Consider the following 20,296-nt stretch of genomic DNA (forward strand, 5'->3'; position numbering starts at 1 on the left):
CACCTGGGGGTTGCGGTCGACGAGGGGGAACCACGAGCTTTGCACCTGCACCATGATGCGGTGTCCGGCCTTGAACGTGTGGAAGACGTCGGGCGTGTCGAAGGTGATCTCGGCAACGGCGCCGGGCGTGAACGGCTCGGGCGTCTCGAAGTCGTTCCGGAACTTGCCGCGGAAGACCTCGGCGCGGACGAGCATCTGATAGCCTGCCATCGGCACGTCGAGGTATTTGTCCTCCGGCTTCTGCCATTCGGGCATGTCGTCCGGGAAGACGTCGATGAGCTTGACCACGAAGTCGGCGTCCGTGCCGGTGGTGGAGACGAAGAGGTCGGGCGTGACCGGCCCGGCGACGGTGACGTCTTCGGTGAGCGGCTCGGTCCGGTAGACGAGGACGTCGGGTCGGTCGGCTGCGAAGCGCTGATCCTCGACCATGTACTCGCGCGTGCGGGCGAGCGTGACCTCCTGCGTGTACGGCACGGGGTGGGCCGGGTCGCTCTCGTACGCGTCGGCGGCGTCGGCGTCGGTGGGCGGCTCGAAGGAGAGGCGACCGTCGGCGTGGAAATACAGCGCGGCCGCTTCGAGGGCGGGCGGCGGCCAGGCGTCGAACTCGTGCCACGCGTTCGAGCCGGTGGCATAGGCGAGCACCTCCGGCGGATCCCACGTCCCCTTGTCCTTGAGGTAATAATTGAAGAACGGCAGGTCCACGTTCTCCTGATAATAGACCGACGTTTTCTGCCCGAAGGAGACATCGCCGAGGTGGTCGCCGTCGGAGCGGACCCATCCGCCGTGGAACCACGGGCCGAGGACGACGATGTTGTTCGCCTCGGGATTGTTCGCCTCGATGGAATGGTAGATCTGAAGCGGGCCGTACGGGTCCTCGGCGTCGAAAAAGCCCGCCACGGTCATCACGTTCGTCGAGACGTCCTTCAGGTGCGGGATAAGGTTTCGGCTTTGCCAGAAGGCGTCATACGTGCCGTGGGTCATGAGCGAATCCCAGAACGCGATCTTGTGGTGGAAATAGCGGTCGTTCGCGTTCGGGAGCGCGCCCATGTCGAGGAAGAAATCGTACGCATTGTCGAACGAGCCGAAGTCGAAGCGCGGCCCCCACCGTTTGCCCCAGCGGTCGGTGGGGTTCGGGCCGGGGCTTTCGAAGAAATAGAAGAAGGCGAAGGCGTCCTGCAGGTAGAAGGCGCCCTTGTGGTGGAAGTCGTCGCCGATGAACCAGTCGCCGATGGGGGCCTGGGGCGAGGCGGCGCGGATGGCGGGGTGGGTGTGGGTGATGCTCGCGGCGGTGTAGAAGCCGGGATACGAGATGCCCCAGAGGCCCACGCGCCCGTTGTTCGGCGTCACGTGGGCGAGGAGCCACTCGACGGTGTCGTGCATGTCGGTGCTCTCGTCGATGCATTCCGGCGGGGCGTCGTCCGGGCAGGCGGGCGTCATGTGGCGGTACGTGCCCTCGGACAGGAAGCGCCCGCGCACGTCCTGTTTGACGAAGATGAAGCCCTCGTCCATGAAGCGCGTCGAGCCGGTGGGGCCGAGCCAGGAGGCATACGCCTCGCCGTAGGGGCCGGCGCTGTACGGCGTGCGGGTCATGAGGAACGGGTACGTCTCGCTCGTGTCCTTCGGCGTATAGACGACCGTGTGGAGGTGCACGCCGTCGCGCATGGGGATGTCGTATTCGTGCTTCGTATAATGCGCGGGGACGTCGAAGGCGGGGGCTTCGGGCGCGCGGCGGCAGGCGGCGAGCGCGAGGCTCGCGAGGACGAGGAGGGCGAGGGTCGGGAGGAAGCGCCGGGAGGTCATGAGCGTGTCTTTTGGAGGGGGGAGACGGGACCTTGCCGCCGCGCGCGCCACAGGAGCACGAGCCCGGCGACGATGACGGGGAGGCTGAGGATCTGGCCCATGCTCAACGGGAGCGCCTCGCCGAAGGCGGCCTGGCGCACCTTTACGAACTCGATGAAGAACCGGGCCGTGAAGACGAGCACGAAGAAGAGGCCCGTCAGCAGCCCGCGCGGCGTCCGCGCGCCATAGCGGCGATAGACGGACCAGAGCACGAAGAAGATGAGGAGGTACGCGAGCGACTCGTAGAGCTGCGCCGGATGGCGCGGCAGCGGGTCGACGCGGGCGAAGACGACGGCCCAGGGGACGTCCGTCGGCGTGCCGAGGATCTCGGAGTTGAACAGGTTGCCGAGGCGGATGAACGCGCCTCCGAGCGCCGTCGGCACGGCCACGCGGTCGAGGAGCCAGAGGTAGGGCTGGTCCCTCGTCTTCCGGCTGTAGAGGTAGAGCGCGAGGAGGATGCCGATGGCCCCGCCGTGGCTCGCAAGTCCGCCGCGCCAGACCTTGAGGATCTCGAGCGGGTGGGAGAAATAGTAGCCGGGGTCGTAGAAAATCACGTGCCCGAGCCGCGCCCCGACGACCGTGCCGACGAGCATATAGATGAGCAACCGGTCGAGGTCGGCCTCCGGCTTGCCCTCGCGCCGGTAGATCGACCGCATGAGGAAGTAGCCGAGCACGAAGCCGAGGGCGAAGAGCAACCCGTACCAGCGCACGGTGAAGGGGCCGAGGGTGAAGATGACGGGGCTTACGTCCCAGACGAGATGCGAGGAGTCGGGCATGGGGAAAGAGAGGAGGGAAGACGTTCGGAGAGCCGGGGCGGATCGCGCCCCGCAAACCTACGGCATATCCGGCACTTTTTCAGCGTGGAGGCGGGAGGAATCGAGGACCGGCGCCGCCGGAGCCGACGCCTGAATTAAAGCAAGGGTAATCGCGCGATAACACAGGCATAACGTCCCGGAGATACCTTTGCCGTCGCCCATCGCCCCCCCTCGTGCGGACGATGCGCCTCCTTTGGACGATCCACCCGGCTATACACAGATTCTCGATGCACCCATCGTATGCGGCTCTCCGGAAGGTCCGGTTCGGGCCGGGCCTTCTGGCTTTTTTCCTTTGTGTCTCGACGGCTTTCGGTCAGCAGTCCGGCAGGGTCGCCGGCGTGGTGGTCGATGCCGAGACGGGCGAGGCGCTCATCGGCGCCGGCGTCATCATCGTGGGCACGACCACCGGTTCGACGACCGACCTCGACGGGCACTATGAGATCCCGAACCTCGAGCCCGGAGTCTACGACCTTCAGTTTTCGTACATCGGATACAACCCCGTCACGGTGGGCAACGTGGCGGTGCGCGCCGGAGCGACTACGCGCGTCGATATGGGCCTCACCTCTGCCGCGATCGAGGTGGGCGAGGTGTTCGTGGAGGCGCGGGCCGCGCGCGACAGCGAGGCGTCGTTGCTGCGGCAGCGACAGAAGGCCGCCGCCGTCAGCGACGCCGTCAGCGCCGAGGTCATCGGACGCTCCGGCAGTTCGAACGCCGCCGACGCCATGAAGAAAGTCACCGGGGCGACCGTCGTCGGAGGCCGGTACGTGTACGTGCGCGGCCTCGGCGACCGTTATACGAACACCCGGCTCAACGGCGCCGAACTGCCCACCTCCGACCCCGACCGCAACGCCGTCGCCTTCGACCTCTTTCCCGCCGGCCTGCTCGACAACATCGTCACCACGAAGACCTTCACGCCCGACAAGCCCGGCAGCTTTACCGGGGGCAGTGTCAACATCGCCACGAAGGATTTCCCGGAGGTCTTCAACTTCTCCGTTTCGTCTTCGCTTTCGTACAACTCGAACATCGGCGTCGGCGGAGATTTCCTGTCCTACAACGGCGGAACCGTCGGCACGTTTGGAGACAACGGCGGCACGCACCGGCTGCCGGCCCTTCTCAAGGACCCCAACGTTGAGGTCCCGCCGCTCGGGGAGGCCTTCACGGACCCGGCGAAAGCGCAGGCGCTGGATCGCCTCTCGAAGGCCTTCGATCAGACGATGGCGCCCTCGTTCTTCTCCGCGCCCGTCAATCGGAGCTACAGCCTCTCGCTCGGCAATCAGATGCCGCTCTTCGGACGGCCGCTCGGGCTCATCGGCGGGGTGAGCTATAGCCGAAAGCGGACGGGATATGAGGGGGGGCTGACGGCGCGGTATCAACTCACCGGGAAGGTCTCGGAGGTCGAAAGTCTGAACAACGACTTCCTCTTCAAGGACATGAAAGGCGTCGACGAGGTGCTCTGGGGCGGCCTGGTGAACGCCTCGTACCAGCTCCACCCGCGTCACGAACTCGGCGTCAATTATCTCTACAGCAGGAGCGCCGAATCGACGGCCCGTTTTCAGTTCGGCTCCTTCCCGCGCGACCTCAGCCCCGAGGCCGTCTACCAGACGCGGGTGCTCCGCTTCGTCGAGCGGACGCTCCACAGCCTGCAGGGCCGGGGCGAGCACGCGCTCGGAAAGACGAAACTCTCGTGGAACACCACCTATGCGCGCTCCCGGCAGGACGAACCCGACCTCCGGTATTTCACGAACAACTTCTCCGTCATCGAGCGCGGCGGGGTGGTCGATACGTTGTACACCGTTCAGGCTTCCATCTACCCCGTCCCCACCCGGTATTTCCGCACGCTCGAAGAGGACAGTTGGAACTCGAATCTCGATTTCTCCCTGCCGGTGCGTTCGTGGAACGGACGCGTGGCCCGTCTGAAGATGGGGGGCAGTTATGTTCGGAAAGACCGCGCGTTCCGGGAGCGCCGCTTCGAGTTTCGCACGGACAGCCGCGCCGCGCGCTATGCCGGCGACCCCGAGTCGTTCTTCGGCGCTCAGAATGTGGGGATTCTCGAGGAGCAGAGCACGGACCGGTTCTTCCGTTTCGGCAACTACGTCGTCGATGCTTCGCAGCCGTCGAGCAACTATGACGGGACGCAGTCCGTTGCGGCGGCGTACGTGATGGCCGACTGGCCCCTGACGCGCCGGTTGCGGCTCGTCGCCGGGGTGCGTTATGAGACGACCGACATCGAGGTGGCCAGCCTCGACTCGTCCCTGACGCGGGGACGGCTCGACGAGCGGGACTGGCTCCCGTCGGCGAACCTGATCTATCGGCTTTCGGACCGGATGAACCTGCGCCTGGCCTACGGACGCACGCTGGCCCGCCCCATCTTCCGCGAGCTCGCCCCCTATGCCTCGTTCGCCTTCGTGGGGGACTACATCTTCATCGGCAATCCCGAACTGAAGCGGACGCTCATCGACAACCTGGACCTGCGGTGGGAATGGTTCCCCCGTCCCGGGGAAATCCTGGCCGTCAGCGGATTCTATAAATCGTTCAAGAACCCCATCGAGCGGGCCATCAATCCCCTTGCGGCGGCGGCCAACCCGGAGGTGCAGTTCCGCAACGTGGGGCGGGCCGGCGTCGCCGGTCTGGAATTCGAAGCCCGGAAAAACCTGGACGGCATCGCGGGCGTGCTCCGCCATGTTCAGATCGGCGGCAACGTCTCGCTCGTGCACTCGCGCGTAGACATCGCGCCGGATGAACTCTCCCTCGTGCGGGCCTTCGACCCGTCGGCGTCGGCGTCGCGTCCTCTCATCGGGCAATCCGGCTACACCGTCAACCTGGACGCCGCCTACGACAATCCGACTACGGGGACCCTCTTCAGTGTCTATTACAACGTTTTCGGCAAACGCCTCGACAAGGTCAGCATCGGCGGAACGCCGGACATCTACGAGAAGCCGCAAAACCTCCTCGACCTGACGTTCAAACAGCGCCTCTGGCGCGGGCTCAAGCTGAACGTCGCCGTCAAGAACCTGCTCGACGCCCGCTTCCGACTCGCCCACGACTTCCGGGGACGCGAGTACGTGACGCAGGAATACCGGCTCGGGCGGTCGTACGCGCTGGGGGTGAGCTTCAGCCCATGACGACCTCCGCTTCGTTTCGTTTGCTCCGGGGTGGCTCCGCAAAGAGCCGCCCCGACTTGTTATGGGGCCATGTTAAGAAATCATAAGCAAGCAGCCAGCGGCTTTTTCCCGCCTGTGCGCTGCTCCGGACGACGCCGTCTCGGGCGCGCATGAACACCATCAATCACCTTTGAAGGAGGACAGAAACGCGATGTTGAAAAGAATCGCTACCGTTGTAATGTTGTTGTGGCCCCTCGGGCTTCGTGCGCAGGACGTGGTCACGGTGAGGGATGCGGACGTCGAGGGGGACGTGGTCTGGACGGCGGACCACACCTACGTGCTCGACGGCCTGGTCTTCGTCGAAGCCGGCGAGACGCTCACCATCGAGGCCGGGACGGTCGTCAAGGGCAAGCCCGGACAGGGCGAGAACGCCTCGGCGCTCATCGTCGCACGCGGCGGCAAGATCTACGCCGAGGGCACGCCCACGCATCCGATCATCTTCACGGCCGAGGCCGACGACGTGGCCGACCCGAACGACCTGCCGCTGGACACGCGCGGGCTCTGGGGCGGCGTGATCCTGCTGGGCAACGGACGGCTCAACTCCACGCCGGGCGAGACGCAGATCGAGGGCATCCCCACGACGGAGCCGCGCGCCCGCTACGGCGGCGACGACGACGCCGACGACTCGGGCGTCTTCCGCTACGTCTCGATCCGCTACGGCGGCACGGACATCGGCGCCGGCAACGAGATCAACGGCCTGACGATGGGCGCCGTCGGCTCGGGCACGACGATCGAGTTCGTGGAGGTCTTCGGCAATCAGGACGACTGCTTCGAGTTCTTCGGCGGCGCGCCGCAGACACGCTACCTGGTGGGCGCTTTCTGCGGCGACGACACGTTCGACTACGACGAGGGTTTCCGGGGCAAGGGTCAGTTCTGGTTTTCACTTCAGGCTCCGGAGATCGGCAACCGCGCCGGAGAGCACGACGGAGGCACCGATCCGGAGGACGGCGCGCCGCTGGCGATACCGACGATCGCCAACGCGACGTACATCGGTTCAGGCGCCGGCTCGACGAACGTGGAGAACGACGTGACGCTGAAGTTTCGGGACAATGCCGGGGGCAAGTACTACAACTCGGTGTTCACGGACTTTTTCGGTTCGGGTGTGGACGTGGAGGATCTGGATTCGGGGGAGGACAGCCGTTCGCGTCTGGAGCATGGCGATCTGTTGTTGTCGTCGAACCTGTGGTGGGGATACGGAGCGGGGAACACGCTGGAGTCGATTGCGCCGGAGTCGTTCGTTCGGGAGCATCTTTCGGCGAACGGGAATGCGGTGTTGGACCCGGCGCTTCGAGGGATCAGCCGTTCGGCGGACGGCGGTCTGGATCCTCGTCCGTCGCCGGGCAGTCCGGCATTGACGGGTGCGACGCCGCTCTCGGATCCGTTCTTCGAGCCGACCGACTACCGGGGCGCCTTCGGAGAGACGAACTGGGCCGCGGACTGGACCCTGCTCTCGGCGGCGGGCGTGCTCTCGAGCGCCGGAGCAGGCACGCCGGAAGCGACGGCGACGGCCATCGAGACGCTCGATACGGCCCTCCCGCAGACCTTCGCTCTCGAGCAGAACTATCCGAACCCGTTCAACCCCACGACCACCATCGAATTTAGCCTGGAACGCCCGCAGACCATCCGTCTGGCCGTCTACGACGTGCTGGGTCGCGAGGTGGCGGTGCTCGCAGCCGGACCGCAGCCGGCCGGGACGTTCCGCGCCACGTTCGATGCCACGGGCCTGTCCTCCGGTGTGTACCTCTATCGCCTTCAGTCGGAGGCCGGCATGTTCACCCGAACGATGATGCTCATCAAATAAATCGGAAGGGTTCTCCGCGCCTTCGGCCGGTCCGGAACCGTATCGCTGATGCCGGTTGCCCGTTTTCGGCGGGTTCGTTCATGATAGATCGGAAGGAGGATGAGAAGATTGATGCAAGGGAGATTTTTCAACGGAAGGCCTCTTTCCCATCTATGGACGGACCTGCCGGGAGCCGGCGCCGCAGAAGATAGAACACGTACGGCCATGATCTATAAAATGGCCCGGCAACGCCGGCCGCACGTGCTCGTCGGGGGGAAGGACAAAGAGACACTGGAAAGGCTTTCGGCCGCGCTCGAAGGCGCCGGCTTCCGGGTGGAGCAGGCCTGCGAGGAAGAGGAGACGCCGGCAAAGATCCTGGCCGATTCGCCGGCCCTGTTGGTGCTCGACGTGGGGGGCGCGCGCGAAGAGGGGCTGGAGGTGTGTCGCCGCCTCCGCGCCGACGAACGCCTGCGCATGATTCCGATCCTCATGCTCTCGGACGATGCGCAGGATCAGGCGCCCGGACTCGATGCCGGCGCCGACGTGTTCCTGATCCGGCCGGTCGCGTCGCAGGTGTTCGTCAGCCAGGTTTTTGCGTTGCTTCGCAGCGTCCGGCGCTACGTGACGCTCCCGGAGGTGATCGAGATCTACGACCTCGAAATCGACCGCAGCCGTTACGTGGTCTATCGGAAGCGGGAGGGGACGAAGGAGGCGCTTCACTTTCCCCGGCAACAGTTCGAGTTGCTGCACTTCCTCGCGGGGCATCCGGGACGGGTGTTCACGCGCGAGGAGCTGCTGGAGAAGCTCTGGGAACGCGATGAGCTGATCGGGCGCACGGTAGACGTGCACGTGCGAAAGATCCGCGCCCGCCTCGGCAGTGAATACATCGAGACGGTGAAGGGCATCGGTTACCGTTTCCGGGAGCCGGTGTCCCGGGCGCGCGAGCCGCGCGGACGCTGACGCCGGAGTCCGCCTCGATTTGCCCGCGGGGAGAACAAAAGAGGCGCTTCTCCCGTGAAAGCCTCTTCGACGCATTTTTCTCTCGTCCCGGCTTTTGCGACGGCGCCATGAACGGAAGGAAGCACATTGCCGCCACGTTGCTCGTGATCTTCGTCATGGGCGGCCTGGCGGCTCCGTGGTGGCACCGGTTGCATCATGCCGTCGATGCGCGCCGTGAGGCGCAGGCCCGGATGCCGGTCGCTTTCGTGCATCCGGACGCGGACGTCCCCGTCTTCACCCGCGCGCACCTTCCGCCACTGTTGCGCGTGGACTGCGTGCTGTGCGCGCCGCAGGTCTACGAGCCGGGGATGCGCCCGGCCGTGCACGTGCGCCTGCCCCGGCGTTTTTCGCCCCCGACGTCTCCGTCGCGGGTGCTCTCTTCTCTCGAACGGCCGCGCACGCGCGGTCGCGCGCCTCCCGTACGGCTCTGACGCCGCCGGAACCCCGTGCCTGCCGGCGCGAGGACCGGCGTCCCCCTGATGGACCCTCGTCGCCCGATGCGGCCTCGGAGGGTCTGCGATCTTGCATCGTCGGAACTGGATGACCCGGGAGTTTACGCAATGTCCCCTCGCTCTTTTCGTAAAGGCAGCCTCGTGTGGTTGCTCTCGCTGGCCGTGACGTACGGCGTGCACGCACAGGTGGCCGACTCGACGGCCGCGGCCGACTCATTGTTGATTCAGGAGTTGACGCGCGAGCTGGGCGCGGCCGAGGCCGCCGCGCCGTCGCCGCCGCCGCAAGCCGCCGCGCGCGCAGCGCCGTCGCTGAACCCGAACATCAGCCTCGTCGGAGACTTCCGGGCGTGGTATGCCTCCAACCGCGCGCGCAACGTGGACGCGGAACTGCACGAGGCCGAGGCTGCGCTTCAATCCGTCGTCGATCCCTATGCCCGCGCCGACGTCTTCATCTCTATGGGGCACGCGGGCGACGGGGAGTTCGACTTCGAGCTGGAGGAGGCCTATCTGACCACCCTCGCCCTGCCGTTTCAGCTGCAGCTCAAGGCAGGCAAGTTTCGGAGCATCTTCGGCAAAATCAACCGCATCCACCCCCACGCGCTGCCGTTCATCGACGTGCCGGCGGTGTACGCCAACTATTTCGGCGAAGAGGGACTCAACGATCAGGGCCTCTCGCTGAGCTGGCTCCTGCCCAATCCGCACTTTTTTCAGGACCTGATCGTCGAGGTGACGCGAGGCCCTGCCGGCGGCGAGGGCAGCTTCGGACTCAGCGAGACGAACCGGCTCCTCTACGTGGCGCATCTGAAAAACTTCTGGGATCTGACTGAGAACGCCACGCTCGAACTCGGCTTCAGCGGCGCCGCCGGTCCCAATGACGAGAACCGGACCACCTGGCTCGGCGGCGTCGACCTGACCTATAAATGGAAGCCGCTCCAGTTCAACACGTATCGGTCCCTCACACTTCAGGCCGAGTCTTTCTTCAGTCGAAAGAACCGCGCCTCCGGCGATGTCGTCAAGACGTGGGGGTTCTATGCATTGGCGAGCTGGCAACTCGGGCGACGATGGCAGGTGGTGGGTCGGTACGACCTCGCGGACCTGCCCGACGACCCCTCGTGGGATGAGAAGGGGGTCTCGCTCACGCTTGGTTTTCTGGCCACGGAGTTTCAGAAGATCGAACTCGGCGGGCGGACGGCCACGGCCCGGGGCTTCGACCGGGACTATCAGCTCCTCGTCCGCGCCGTCTTCGTCATCGGCGCGCACGGAGCGCACGAATATTAACGTTTGTCACGAGAGGAACGCATCATGAAAAAGTTGTCTGGGCTGCTCTTCCTGGCGCTGCTTCTGGCAGCGGCCGGACCCGCTCACGCGCAGAAAAAGCTGAAGGTCGTGACGACCCTGCCCGACCTGAAGAGCATCACCGAGTTCGTCGGCGGGGATCGGGTGGAGGTTTTCTCCATCGCCGCGGGTTATCAGAACCCCCACTTCGTCGATCCGAAGCCAAGCTATATCCTCAAACTCTCCCGCGCCGACATGTACGTGACGGTGGGCCTCGACCTGGCCATCGGATGGGAGCCGCCCTTGCTCAACAGCGCCCGGAACGACAGGATCCTCAAGGGCGCGCCGGGCTACGTGGATGCCTCGGTGAACGTGCCGCTGCTTCAGGTGCCGACGAGCGTCAGCCGCGAACAGGGCGACATCCACATCTACGGCAACCCGCACTACTGGCTCGATCCGTCCATCGGGAAGATCATCGCCCGGAACGTCTTCGACGGGTTGGTGCGGCTTCAGCCGGAGAGCCGAGCGTATTTCGAGGAGAACCTCCGGCGCTTCGAAGAGCGCATCGACGCCAAAATCGCGGAATGGGAGGCGCGGATGCGCCCGTATCGGGGCACGAAAATTATCGCCTATCACAACCAGTGGCCGTATTTTGCCCGGCACTTCGGCCTGGAGATCGTCGATTTTCTGGAGCCGAAACCCGGCATCCCGCCCACGCCTTCGCAACTGGCGAAGGTGATCCGGATCATGCAGACGCAGGGGATCAAGGTCATCATCATCTCGCCGTATTACAAACCCGACGCGGCAGAGCTCGTCGCCCGGAAAGTCGGCGGCAAGGTGGTGACGCTGGCGTCCTCGGTGGGGGCGTTCAAGGAGGTGAAGGACTACTTCGACCTGTTCGACTATAACGTGGATCGGCTCGTCGAGGCGTTCCGGTCCACCGCTCCTTGATTTTCATTCACGAACCGACGAAACCGGTCATGGGAGATCTTTTTTCGCAGGGATTCATCGTTAATGCCTTGCTCGTGAGCATCGTGATGGGCCTGCTTCTGGCCTATCTGGGGGTGCACGTGGTCGGGCGCGGCATCGTCTTCGTCGATCTGGCGCTCGGGCAGATCTCCATGCTCGGCGTCGCCTTCGCGGGGTTCATCGAACAGGACCCGACCGTGGTGTCCATCCTCTTCACGATGGTCGGGGCGTTTCTGCTTTCGTTCGTGAAAGTCACCGACCGGCGGCTCAAGCAGGAGGCCATCATCGGCATCATCTATGCCTTCGCCTCGGCGCTGACGGTGCTGCTCATCTCGAAGACGGCGCACGGAGAGGCGGACATCTCGGAGGTGCTTTTCGGAAGCCTCTTCACCGTCACGGAGTCGCAGCTCGTGACGATGGCGGTCGTGTTCGGCCTGATCGGCCTGATGCACGTCCTCTTCCGCAAACGCTTCTTCGCCCTGACGGAGAAGTTCGAGAACCACGACGTGGAAGACGTCGGCATCTTCGATCTGTGGAACTTCCTGTTCTACCTCTCCATCGGTCTGGCCATCGTGCTGGCCGTTCGGGCCGGAGGGGTGATCCCGGTCTTCTCGTTCATCGTCGTGCCGCCGGTGGCCGCCATTCTCCTGACGCGGAGGCGGGTCGGCACGGTGCTGCTCGCGCTGGCGCTGAGCGTAGCCGGCAGCTTCTTCGGCGTCTATTTCTCGGTGACGTTCGACTTCCCGGCGGGTGCGTCCATCGTCGCGATCCTCGGCGGGCTGTTTCTGCTGGCGGCCGCCGTGCGTCTGACGCGCGGGCGGCGCGTGACGGAAGAGGTGGAAGCGGCGTGAGCGTCAGGCCGTCTCGGACTCGGCGGTGACGACCGGGTACTCGGCGTCGACGAGGCCGCGCGCCATCTCGCGAAGCCGTCGGCGAAGCAGCCGGCGGCGGAACGGGGTGATGTGATCGACGAAGAGGATGCCTTCGAGGTGGTCGTACTCGTGCTGGACGACGCGGGCGATCATGCCGCTGAGGTTCAGCTCCTGCGGCTGGAAGTCGCGGTCGAGGAAGCGGATGCGGATGCGCTCGGGCCGCCACACGTCTTCACGGATGTCGGGGATGGAGAGGCAGCCTTCCTCGAACGCACTTTCCGTCTCGCTCTCGTCGAGGATCTCCGGGTTGAGGAACGCCATCGGCTGGGGCGGGAGCGTCTGGCCCTCTTCGGCCAACTCTTCGGCCAACGGGCTCAGGTCGACGACGAAGAGCCGTTCCGTGCGGCCCACCTGCGGCGCGGCCAGCCCGATGCCCGCCGCGTTGTGCATCGTCTCGATCATGTCGTCGATGAGCGTCTGCAGGTCCTCCGAGTTCTCTGCGACGTCCTCCGTCGGCGTCCGGAGGATCGGCATTCCATATACGTAAATGGGCAAAATCATACTGTTTGCGTCCATGTGGGGGGATCGGTGGCATAAACGGCTCCGCCGGGCAAGAGTTCATGCCGCACGGCCGGATGCGCGAAGTTTCGCGTCGATTTCAAGCCTCATCGTCCGGCATCGGCGGCTTCGCGCTCGGCTTCCCATCCGAAGGAGAGGAGCGGGAGCACGGCCTCCATCAGCTCGACGAGCGTCCCGGTGAAGGCGGGGCTTCGGAGCGCTTCGTCGGGGACGGGCCGGACGGCGACGAACGTCTTCCACCGGAGGGGTTCGGCGATCTCCGTTCCGGCGTAGTCTTCGAAGCCGCGCGGCATACGCTTGAGCCGGTCGCCGTCGGCGCGGAGGGGCAGGCCGCGCTCGGCGAGGCGGCCGGCGAGGCTGAGGAAGGCGGCGGGGTCGGCGGTCATGCGGAGCCGCCACGCCCGGAGCAGGCGCGCGTCGGGCCGCCAGAAGCCCGCCCCGAGAAACGACGCTCCCGGCTGAATGTGCACGTACACGACGCCGTTCGAGGCGCGATCGCCGGTGCGCGAGAGGACGCCGCCCGCGTGCGTCTTGTACGGGTTCTTGTTCTTCGAAAAGCGGGTGTCTCGGTAGATCCGGAAAAGGGCGCGCTTCGGATCGGCGCGGAGCGGCCGGCCCCGCATGGCGGCTTCGCGGGAGGCGTCGAGAAGAAGACACCGGAGCGGCCACACGACCTCGTCCTCATACGTGTCTTTGCGCGGTTTGAACCAGTCGCGGCGGTTGTTCGCTTCGAGCGCGCGAAGGAAGGCGAACGCCTCATCGCGGAAGCCGGGGAAGGGAGGGAAGTCCATGGCGATCGGAAGGGTTCGGGAGGTTGGGGGATCCGTCAAGTCCTGAAACGGAGAGACGTTCCTTTTGTGGCATGCCGGATCATTCCCGCACCGCCTGCCCGCACGCAGGCGGGGGCGGAAACGAGGTTTACGCCGGCGCCGGTCCCCTCGAAAGAAGCTCACCCGAGGCGCGCCAGGAGGTCGTCCCAGTCGTGGAAGCGGAAGACGGTGGCGTCGCGGCTGCCGTCGGCGGTGTACCAGGCGACGTCCCAGCCCGCCCCGCGCGCGCCTTCGACGTCGGAGTGGTACGAGTCGCCGACGTAGAGGAGGGCTTCGGGCGGCGCGCCGGCCGCGGCGGCGGCGTGGGCGAAGAGCTTCGGGTGCGGCTTCAGATGCCCCACTTCCTCGCTGATGACGACGGCCTGAGCGCGGTCGCGGAGGTCGGGGAAACGCGCGAGCTTGGCGCGCTGAACCTCGACGAAGCCGTTGGTGAGGATGCCCACGGGCAGGTGGTCGGCGACGGCGTGGAAGGCCGCGCGCGCCCCGTCGATGAAGGCCCAGTGCCGCGCATAGCAGGCGAGGTATTCGTCACTCAGAGCGTCGGGGTCGAGCGTGGGGAGGCCGAGCGCGTCGAGCGTCCGGGCAAAGCGGAGGTGCTTCGCCTCGGCCTTCGTGAGCGCGCCCGCCGCATAACGCCGCCACACCACCACGTTGTGGGCGTGGTACGTCGTCTGAAGGGTTTCGAGGCTGTGCCCGCCGAAGTGGGCGCGGTGCGCTGCGTACAGGTCCGCCAGCGCCAGCCGCTCCGCCCGTCCGTGGTCGAGGAGCGTGTCGTCGAGGTCGAAATAGACGAAGCGAATCGGCATGAGGTGTATGGATGTGTGGGTGTAGGGGGCTAGGGGGGATGGGTGTTTGTCAATGCAGTTCCGGACGCGCCGCAGGCGCAAATGACGCGAGCGAAGCGAGCCCAATGACGGCGAACGCTGTGAGCCCCCTGACGCGAGCGCATGCGAGCCCCTGACACGACCGAAGGGAGCCGCTCAGAGCGCCTTTTCGAGCATGGCGTACTCTTTGTCGACGACGCCGCCGAGGGATTCGAGCGCGTTGATGAGCACCTTGTTCGCGTCGAGGACCCAGCTCATCTCGCAGGCCTGATAGTACATCTCCAGTCCCCGGTCGATGGTCTCCAGAATCAGGATCGCGTCGAGGCCGCGTCCGTGGTACTTCTTGCGCACGCCCATGAGCGGCATCCGGATCTCGCGGAAGGCGTGGAGCTTGTCGTAGGCGAGCAGCTTGAGCAGGCCGGTCGGGAAAAGCCGCCCGTCGGGCAGGTTGAGCAGCGCCTCGTTCAGGTTCGGGAGCGAGACGACGAAAGCGATCGGCACCCCCTCGTCTTCGAGAATGTAAATCAGGTCCGGATCGACGATCTGCTTGAGGTCTCGGGCGAGGTGGTCGAACTCATGCTCGGTCATCGGCACGTGGCCCCAGTTTTCCGACCAGGCTTCGTTGTAAATGTCGAGGATGATGCGGGCCTCCTCGTCGAAGCGGCTCATATCGATCTTGCGCAGGGTGATGGTGGGATTGCGCCGGCGCACGAGCGCCACGCCGCGTCGCAGCTTTTCCGTCCGGACGAACTTTTCGTGGGCATAATAGGCCCACATCGTCATCGCGCGGGAGAAGCCGTACCGGGTGAGATAGTCCACGTAATACGGCGGATTGTACGGCATCAGGATGGAAGGCCGGCGGTCGAAGCCGTGGACGAGGAGGCCGGCGGTGTCGTTGAGCGAGGGATTGGCCGGCCCGCGCACGCCCGTCATGCCCTGTTCGCGGAGCCAGGCGGAAGCCGCATCGAGGAGCGCCTCGGCCACTTCATACCGCTGCTCGACCTCGAAGAAGCCGAAGAAGCCGTTGCCGTCGTCGTACTTCTTCAGATGCATCCCGTTGACGATGGCGGCGATGCGTCCCACCACCCGTCCCGTTGCGTCTTCGGCAAGGAAAAGCTGCATCTTGCCGTGTTCGAAAAACGGATTTTTCTTCGGGTGAAGCGTCTTCGTCACGTCCATGCGCAGCGGGGGGACCCAGTATCGGTTTTCGCGATAGAGGCGATACGGGAAGTCGATGAAGCGCTTGCGGTCCCTTCTCGAACGGACGGGGCGGACGGAAAAATCTTTGGCCATGAGGACGGCGTGGCAGAGAGGGTGGATGAACGCCGGGAAGATGCGAAGGCGGGGGGAGAAGCGCAAATGCACACGCGCTTTGCCGGAGGGGGGCGGGGCCCGGCAAAGCGCGTGTGCGAAAGACGTGTCGGAGCGGTCAGAGGGCGCCGTTTTTCGAGATCACGCCATGCTTGCGTCCCACCCGCTCGAAGGCGGAAAGGATGAAGTCGAGTTCCTCGTTGGTGTGCGTGGCCATGTACGAGGTGCGCATGAGCGACTGCCCCTGCGGCACGGCCGGCGGCACCACGGCATTGACGAAGACGCCCTCTTCGAGGAGGTCTTTCCAGAAGCGGAAGCACGTCTTGAGGTCGCCCACCACCACGGGGATGATCGGCGTCTGGCTCGTCCAGACGTTGAAGCCCAGGCTCCGGAAGCCCTCGCGCATGTAGTCCGAGATCTCCCACAGCCGCTCGACGCGCCAGGTCTCTTCTTCGAGGATGTCGAGACATTTGAGCACCGTGGCCACGTTGGCCGGCGGCATCGAAGCGCTGAAGATGTGGGCCGAACTGTTGTGGCGAATGTAGTCGATCACCTCGCGGTCGCCGACGACGAAGCCGCCGAGAGAGGCGAAGCTCTTCGAGAACGTGCCGGTGGTCAGGTGCACCTCGTTTTCGAGGCCGTAGTGGGAGGCGCTGCCGTGTCCGCCGGGTCCGACCACGCCGACGGCGTGCGCGTCGTCGAGCATGAGGGCCGCGCCGAATTCCTCGGCCAGCGCCGTCAGTTCCGGCACCCGCGCGATGGTGCCGCTCATCGAGAAGACGCCGTCGGTGACGATCAGTTTGCCGGCTTCGGGACGTTCTCGCTCCGCTTTTTCGAGGAGACGCCGCAGGTGGTTGAGGTCGTCGTGGCGGTAGCGCCACGTGTCGGCCATGCTCACCTTCGTGCCCGCCACGATGCAGGCGTGGTTGTCCTTGTCGGAGAAGATGAGGTCGCCCTTGCCGGCCAGCGCCTGAATGACGCCCTCATTGGTCATGTATCCGGTCGAGAAGAGCACGCAGGCTTCGCGCCCCATGAAGGCGGCGAGGCGGTCTTCGAGTTCGAGGTGCAGGTCGAGGGTGCCGTTGAGGAAACGGCTGCCCGTGCATCCGGTGCCGTATTGCTCGATGGCCTGCTGCGCGGCGGCCTTCACCCGGGGATCCGAGAGGAGACCGAGGTAATTGTTCGAGCCGGCCATGATGACCTCGCGCCCGTGGATGATCGCGCGCGTGCCGTCGTTGCGTTCGATGGCGCGAAAATAGGGGTAGAGATCGGCCTGTTTGACCTGCGAATAAATGCCGGACGGGTCGAAGAAGCGATGACATTTGTCGAACAGCGAAGGCGCAGGCTTTACGGACGGCGCTTCATCGTGGAGGGTGCTTGGCTTGCGATAGCCTTCAGGCATCATCGGGTTGCCTCACTTAAATGGAACTTGGGGGAAAGGGGAGTCGAGCGGGGAGCTTGCCGGAGAGAAAAGGCCATTACGCGGTAACCTTCGTTGAATATACGGTTTATTTGGTTAGTGTATGTGTAAAGGCCGCGGATCACATCAATAAAAAAGCCGAGACTCGTTTTGAGTTAAAAAAATTAGCAAGACTTCATGATTCTCTTAAATAAAATGAAAATGTCCGGTGCGATACGGTCGTTTGCCCCCCCGGGGTTCGGAGGAAAGCGTCGCGCACGCGGGGCCGGACAAGGCGGCGTGGAATGCATGCGGGAAGGGGTTTGTTCCCTGTCGGCGGGCTCCGGGGACGGCGCGCCGGGGCTTAGAAGGACCACCGCACCGAGGCGCGCAGACCGGCGGAAACGGGGGCGGGACGGAGGCTCAGCGTGAGCTTTTCGTCGATGTCGAAATCGAACAGGTGCGCGCTCACGAAGGCGTCGAGCATCTGAAGCCCATATACGATGCCGATGCCAATGAAGGTAAGGTCACGGTTGCGACGTAAAACGTCCCGGCGGCTGCGGAGCGGAGACGAAGAGATCGGGCCGAATTTCGCGGCGATCCGGTTGTAGGCGTCTTCGAAATCCGCCTTCGGGTTTTCTTCGAGCTGTCCGCTTTCGACGAGCTCCTGGAAGGCTTTGTACTGGAACGCCTTGCGGTAGAGGAGGTAGTCGCGGTGCAAGTTGACGGCGGCGGCGGTGAGCAGCCCGAGTCCGGCATAGATGATGGGCAGCTTGTAGTATTGCCGGTTGTAGACCTGTCCCCAGCCCGGCAGGACGGCGGAACGCCAGAGGGCGGCGCGTGGAGAGTGGGGCGCGACGGCGACTCTCGTGCGGGTGGTGTCGGCCTGTGCGGCGGCGGGGCGGGCGGCGAGCGCGAGCGCCAGGACGAGGGCCGGCGCGGCGCACAGGCGCGCGCGTCTAAGGCCGGCGGAGCGTTTCATGACGTCCTCGCGGGGTTGATGGAGCAGCCGAGGCGTCACGCGGCTCAGGGGATCAGCAGTTCCATCAGGCGTTCGAGGTCCTCGTCCGAGTAGTAGGCTACCTCGATGCGCCCACCGCCTTTGGCGTGGCGTTTAATCTGAACCTGGGTGCTGAGGTGGGTGCGAAGCCGGTCGGTGATCGCCTGGATCTGGAGCGTATCGCGGGTGTTCGGGGCCGGCGGGGCGGCCTCCGCCTCGGCGGAGACGGGGGGTTCCTTTCCGGGCTTCGGATGTTGGATGTTCCGCCAGGCCCGCACGCGTTCCTCTACCTGGCGCACCGACAGCTGTTCCGAAAGGGTGGCCTGCAGGAGCAACCGTTGCGCCTCGGCGTCGTCGATGTTGATCAGGGCGCGGGCGTGGCCCATCGAGATCGACCCGTCGCGGAGGGCGGCCTGGACCTGGAGCGGAAGTTTGAGCAGCCGCAGAAAGTTGGTCACCGTCGCGCGGCTCTTGCCCACCTTGCGCGCGACCTGTTGCTGGCTCAGGCGGCACTCTTCGATCAGCCGTTGATAGCCGAGCGCCACCTCGATGGGGTTGAGTTCCTCACGCTGCACGTTTTCGACGATGGCCATTTCGAGCATGGCCTCGGTGTCGGCCTCTCGCACGAAGGCGGGGATGCGCTTGAGCCCGGCCCGCCGCGCCGCGCGGAGCCGCCGTTCGCCGGAGATGACCTCGAAGCGCCCGTTGCCCATCGCCCGCACGGTGATCGGCTGAATGATGCCGAGTTGCCCGATGGAGGCCGCCAGCTCGTTCAGCGACGTCTCGTCGAAGTTCTTCCGGGGCTGATACGGGTTGGGGCGGATATGCTCGATCTCGATGTCGGCCACGCGGCCCACGAAACGATACCGATCCTCGAAGTTGTAGAGCCTGCTTTTGGGCAGGTCCCCGCTGTCTTGCGCATCCGGCGTTTCTTCCTTTGCCGAAGGCAACAGCGCGTTCAAGCCTCTACCGAGAGCAGCTTTTCTGGAAGCCATACGTGATGATGCTATGCTTGGTCCTTCCGGAAAAAAAGTGCCGGGCGAACCCGTTGAGAAAAATCAAACGGCCGGGGCGTCCGGCCTCAGAGGGCGAAGCCGTTGGCCGGTGTGGACGAGGAGGACGAATACAGGCCGCCGCGTCCGTTGTTGTTCACCGGCTGGTTCGAGGCTTCCTCTTTCACCTCTTCGTAGGTGTGCAAATAGCGCTGGTTGTTGTGGATGATCTCGCGGGCGAGCGCGATGTAGTTGCGCGCGCCCATCGACGTGGCGTCGTAGAGCAGCACCGGCTTGCCGAAGCTCGGCGCTTCGGAGAGCCGGACGTTGCGTTGCACGATGGTCTTGAACACCTTGTCGCCGAAGTACCGGCGCACCTCGCCGGCGACCTGGTTGGAGAGACGCAGCCGCGTGTCGAACATCGTCATGAGCACGCCTTCGAGCTCCAGACCCGGGTTCAGGTGCTGACGGACAATCTTGATGGTGTTGAGCAACTGCCCCAGCCCTTCGAGGGCGAAGTACTCGGCCTGGACGGGAATCAGCACCGAGTTCGCCGCCGTGAGGGCGTTGAGCGTCAAAAGACCCAGCGAGGGCGGGCAGTCGATGACGATGAAGTCGTACTTCCGGCGGGCGCGGGCAAGCGCGTTCTTCAGAATGTGTTCGCGTTCGAGCACGTCGATCATCTCGATCTCCGCGCCGACGAGATTGATGTGGCTCGGCACCACGTCGAGGAAAGGCATCTCCGTGACGCGCACGGCGGTTTCGATGGAGGCGTCGCCGATGAGCACCTCATACGTGGAGGTCGTGACGGTGCGCGTGTCGATGCCGATGCCCGAAGTGCAGTTGGCCTGGGGGTCGAAGTCGAGCAGGAGGGTCGGGTGCTCGGTGGCCGCCAGGGAGGAGGCCAGGTTCACCGCCGTAGTGGTTTTTCCGACACCGCCTTTCTGATTTGCAACTGCGATAACCTTTCCCATTCGTTCGTCTGGGGTTCACTTCGATGATAAGGCGCGGCGTATGGGTGATCGCCTGAGCAGGCAGGCTTCGGGAGGAGGGGGCCGAATAGCGCAAGGTATGAAGAAAGGGTCATGCAAACCAGTGCGCACCGGGTGGAAATTCCTCCGATGAGAAAATGCGAAAGCCGAAGGCGGGAAGATGTTTCCCGCTTCTTCGGGGCGGGAGCCGGTGCGTTTGCGCAGGCG

17 protein-coding genes are annotated in these 20,296 nt (G+C 65.0%); 7 read left to right on the forward strand and 10 right to left on the reverse strand.

All coding sequences use genetic code 11. The features are described from left to right. Window positions 1-1,800, reverse strand: a 1,800-nt coding sequence (locus AC1HIY_RS03280; RefSeq protein WP_479575279.1) for a CocE/NonD family hydrolase, incomplete at its 3' end; no start/stop codon positions are given. Then, a complete protein-coding gene (lgt, locus tag AC1HIY_RS03285) occupies window positions 1,797-2,615 on the reverse strand; it encodes a prolipoprotein diacylglyceryl transferase (RefSeq protein ID WP_479575280.1) in 819 nt (272 codons plus the stop codon). The genes AC1HIY_RS03280 and lgt, both read right to left, overlap by 4 nt. A 266-nt stretch (window positions 2,616-2,881) precedes the next feature. Between lgt and AC1HIY_RS03290 the strand changes: the two genes are divergently transcribed. The 7 genes from AC1HIY_RS03290 (at window position 2,882) to AC1HIY_RS03320 (ending at window position 12,141) form a co-directional block, all read left to right on the forward strand. Beyond that, window positions 2,882-5,776 carry a TonB-dependent receptor gene (locus tag AC1HIY_RS03290; protein WP_479575281.1) on the forward strand — a complete coding sequence of 965 codons (2,895 nt, stop codon included), beginning with the start codon at window positions 2,882-2,884 and terminating at the stop codon, window positions 5,774-5,776. Window positions 5,777-5,966: 190 nt separating this feature from the next. Next, complete coding sequence (locus AC1HIY_RS03295; RefSeq protein ID WP_479575282.1) at window positions 5,967-7,616, forward strand: T9SS type A sorting domain-containing protein; 1,650 nt, start codon at window positions 5,967-5,969, stop codon at window positions 7,614-7,616. A 204-nt stretch (window positions 7,617-7,820) separates the two neighbouring features. Continuing rightward, complete coding sequence (locus AC1HIY_RS03300) at window positions 7,821-8,555, forward strand: response regulator transcription factor (protein WP_479575283.1); 735 nt, start codon at window positions 7,821-7,823, stop codon at window positions 8,553-8,555. A 107-nt stretch (window positions 8,556-8,662) separates the two neighbouring features. Continuing rightward, on the forward strand, window positions 8,663-9,025 hold the full coding sequence (locus AC1HIY_RS03305) for a hypothetical protein (RefSeq protein ID WP_479575284.1): 363 nt from the start codon (window positions 8,663-8,665) through the stop codon (window positions 9,023-9,025). Window positions 9,026-9,154: 129 nt separating this feature from the next. Next, window positions 9,155-10,324, forward strand: coding sequence for a hypothetical protein (locus AC1HIY_RS03310; protein WP_479575285.1), 1,170 nt, complete (start codon window positions 9,155-9,157; stop codon window positions 10,322-10,324). Between the two features lie 24 nt (window positions 10,325-10,348). Next, window positions 10,349-11,272 carry a metal ABC transporter substrate-binding protein gene (locus AC1HIY_RS03315; protein WP_479575286.1) on the forward strand — a complete coding sequence of 308 codons (924 nt, stop codon included), beginning with the start codon at window positions 10,349-10,351 and terminating at the stop codon, window positions 11,270-11,272. Window positions 11,273-11,301: 29 nt separating this feature from the next. Then, on the forward strand, window positions 11,302-12,141 hold the full coding sequence (locus tag AC1HIY_RS03320) for a metal ABC transporter permease (protein ID WP_479575287.1): 840 nt from the start codon (window positions 11,302-11,304) through the stop codon (window positions 12,139-12,141). 3 nt (window positions 12,142-12,144) lie between these two features. Here AC1HIY_RS03320 and def read toward each other — a convergent pair whose 3' ends face one another. The 8 genes from def to AC1HIY_RS03360 all read right to left on the reverse strand — a co-directional run bounded on the left by def (window position 12,145) and on the right by AC1HIY_RS03360 (window position 20,071). Continuing rightward, window positions 12,145-12,723, reverse strand: coding sequence for a peptide deformylase (gene def, locus AC1HIY_RS03325; RefSeq protein WP_479575288.1), 579 nt, complete (start codon window positions 12,721-12,723; stop codon window positions 12,145-12,147). A 104-nt stretch (window positions 12,724-12,827) separates the two neighbouring features. Beyond that, window positions 12,828-13,532: a DUF2461 domain-containing protein gene (locus AC1HIY_RS03330; protein WP_479575289.1), complete on the reverse strand. Its 705-nt coding sequence runs from the start codon at window positions 13,530-13,532 to the stop codon at window positions 12,828-12,830. A gap of 158 nt (window positions 13,533-13,690) precedes the next feature. Beyond that, window positions 13,691-14,377, reverse strand: a complete 687-nt coding sequence (locus tag AC1HIY_RS03335) for an HAD-IA family hydrolase (protein ID WP_479575290.1) — start codon at window positions 14,375-14,377, stop codon at window positions 13,691-13,693. A 174-nt stretch (window positions 14,378-14,551) separates the two neighbouring features. Beyond that, window positions 14,552-15,688, reverse strand: coding sequence for a hypothetical protein (locus AC1HIY_RS03340; protein WP_479575291.1), 1,137 nt, complete (start codon window positions 15,686-15,688; stop codon window positions 14,552-14,554). Between the two features lie 136 nt (window positions 15,689-15,824). Beyond that, a complete protein-coding gene (locus tag AC1HIY_RS03345) occupies window positions 15,825-17,108 on the reverse strand; it encodes an aminotransferase class I/II-fold pyridoxal phosphate-dependent enzyme (RefSeq protein ID WP_479575292.1) in 1,284 nt (427 codons plus the stop codon). 361 nt (window positions 17,109-17,469) lie between these two features. Beyond that, window positions 17,470-18,087, reverse strand: a complete 618-nt coding sequence (locus AC1HIY_RS03350) for a DUF5683 domain-containing protein (RefSeq protein WP_479575293.1) — start codon at window positions 18,085-18,087, stop codon at window positions 17,470-17,472. Between the two features lie 44 nt (window positions 18,088-18,131). Then, a complete protein-coding gene (locus AC1HIY_RS03355; RefSeq protein WP_479575294.1) occupies window positions 18,132-19,100 on the reverse strand; it encodes a ParB/RepB/Spo0J family partition protein in 969 nt (322 codons plus the stop codon). A gap of 86 nt (window positions 19,101-19,186) precedes the next feature. Continuing rightward, window positions 19,187-20,071, reverse strand: a complete 885-nt coding sequence (locus AC1HIY_RS03360) for a ParA family protein (protein ID WP_479575295.1) — start codon at window positions 20,069-20,071, stop codon at window positions 19,187-19,189. Window positions 20,072-20,296 lie beyond the last annotated feature (225 nt).

It is taken from the genome of Rhodocaloribacter sp., assembly GCF_056451265.1.

What these genes read in the sequence shown, in the direction of transcription:
- AC1HIY_RS03315 (WP_479575286.1), top strand. Translation starts at nt 10,349, where the DNA reads ATGAAAAAGTTGTCTGGGCTGCTCTTCCTGGCGCTGCTTCTGGCAGCG.
- def (WP_479575288.1), bottom strand. Translation starts at nt 12,723, where the DNA reads ATGATTTTGCCCATTTACGTATATGGAATGCCGATCCTCCGGACGCCG.
- AC1HIY_RS03290 (WP_479575281.1), top strand. Translation starts at nt 2,882, where the DNA reads ATGCACCCATCGTATGCGGCTCTCCGGAAGGTCCGGTTCGGGCCGGGC.
- AC1HIY_RS03345 (WP_479575292.1), bottom strand. Translation starts at nt 17,108, where the DNA reads ATGCCTGAAGGCTATCGCAAGCCAAGCACCCTCCACGATGAAGCGCCG.
- AC1HIY_RS03295 (WP_479575282.1), top strand. Translation starts at nt 5,967, where the DNA reads ATGTTGAAAAGAATCGCTACCGTTGTAATGTTGTTGTGGCCCCTCGGG.
- AC1HIY_RS03320 (WP_479575287.1), top strand. Translation starts at nt 11,302, where the DNA reads ATGGGAGATCTTTTTTCGCAGGGATTCATCGTTAATGCCTTGCTCGTG.
- AC1HIY_RS03360 (WP_479575295.1), bottom strand. Translation starts at nt 20,071, where the DNA reads ATGGGAAAGGTTATCGCAGTTGCAAATCAGAAAGGCGGTGTCGGAAAA.
- AC1HIY_RS03340 (WP_479575291.1), bottom strand. Translation starts at nt 15,688, where the DNA reads ATGGCCAAAGATTTTTCCGTCCGCCCCGTCCGTTCGAGAAGGGACCGC.
- AC1HIY_RS03300 (WP_479575283.1), top strand. Translation starts at nt 7,821, where the DNA reads ATGATCTATAAAATGGCCCGGCAACGCCGGCCGCACGTGCTCGTCGGG.
- AC1HIY_RS03330 (WP_479575289.1), bottom strand. Translation starts at nt 13,532, where the DNA reads ATGGACTTCCCTCCCTTCCCCGGCTTCCGCGATGAGGCGTTCGCCTTC.
- lgt (WP_479575280.1), bottom strand. Translation starts at nt 2,615, where the DNA reads ATGCCCGACTCCTCGCATCTCGTCTGGGACGTAAGCCCCGTCATCTTC.
- AC1HIY_RS03305 (WP_479575284.1), top strand. Translation starts at nt 8,663, where the DNA reads ATGAACGGAAGGAAGCACATTGCCGCCACGTTGCTCGTGATCTTCGTC.
- AC1HIY_RS03350 (WP_479575293.1), bottom strand. Translation starts at nt 18,087, where the DNA reads ATGAAACGCTCCGCCGGCCTTAGACGCGCGCGCCTGTGCGCCGCGCCG.
- AC1HIY_RS03335 (WP_479575290.1), bottom strand. Translation starts at nt 14,377, where the DNA reads ATGCCGATTCGCTTCGTCTATTTCGACCTCGACGACACGCTCCTCGAC.
- AC1HIY_RS03310 (WP_479575285.1), top strand. Translation starts at nt 9,155, where the DNA reads ATGTCCCCTCGCTCTTTTCGTAAAGGCAGCCTCGTGTGGTTGCTCTCG.
- AC1HIY_RS03355 (WP_479575294.1), bottom strand. Translation starts at nt 19,100, where the DNA reads ATGGCTTCCAGAAAAGCTGCTCTCGGTAGAGGCTTGAACGCGCTGTTG.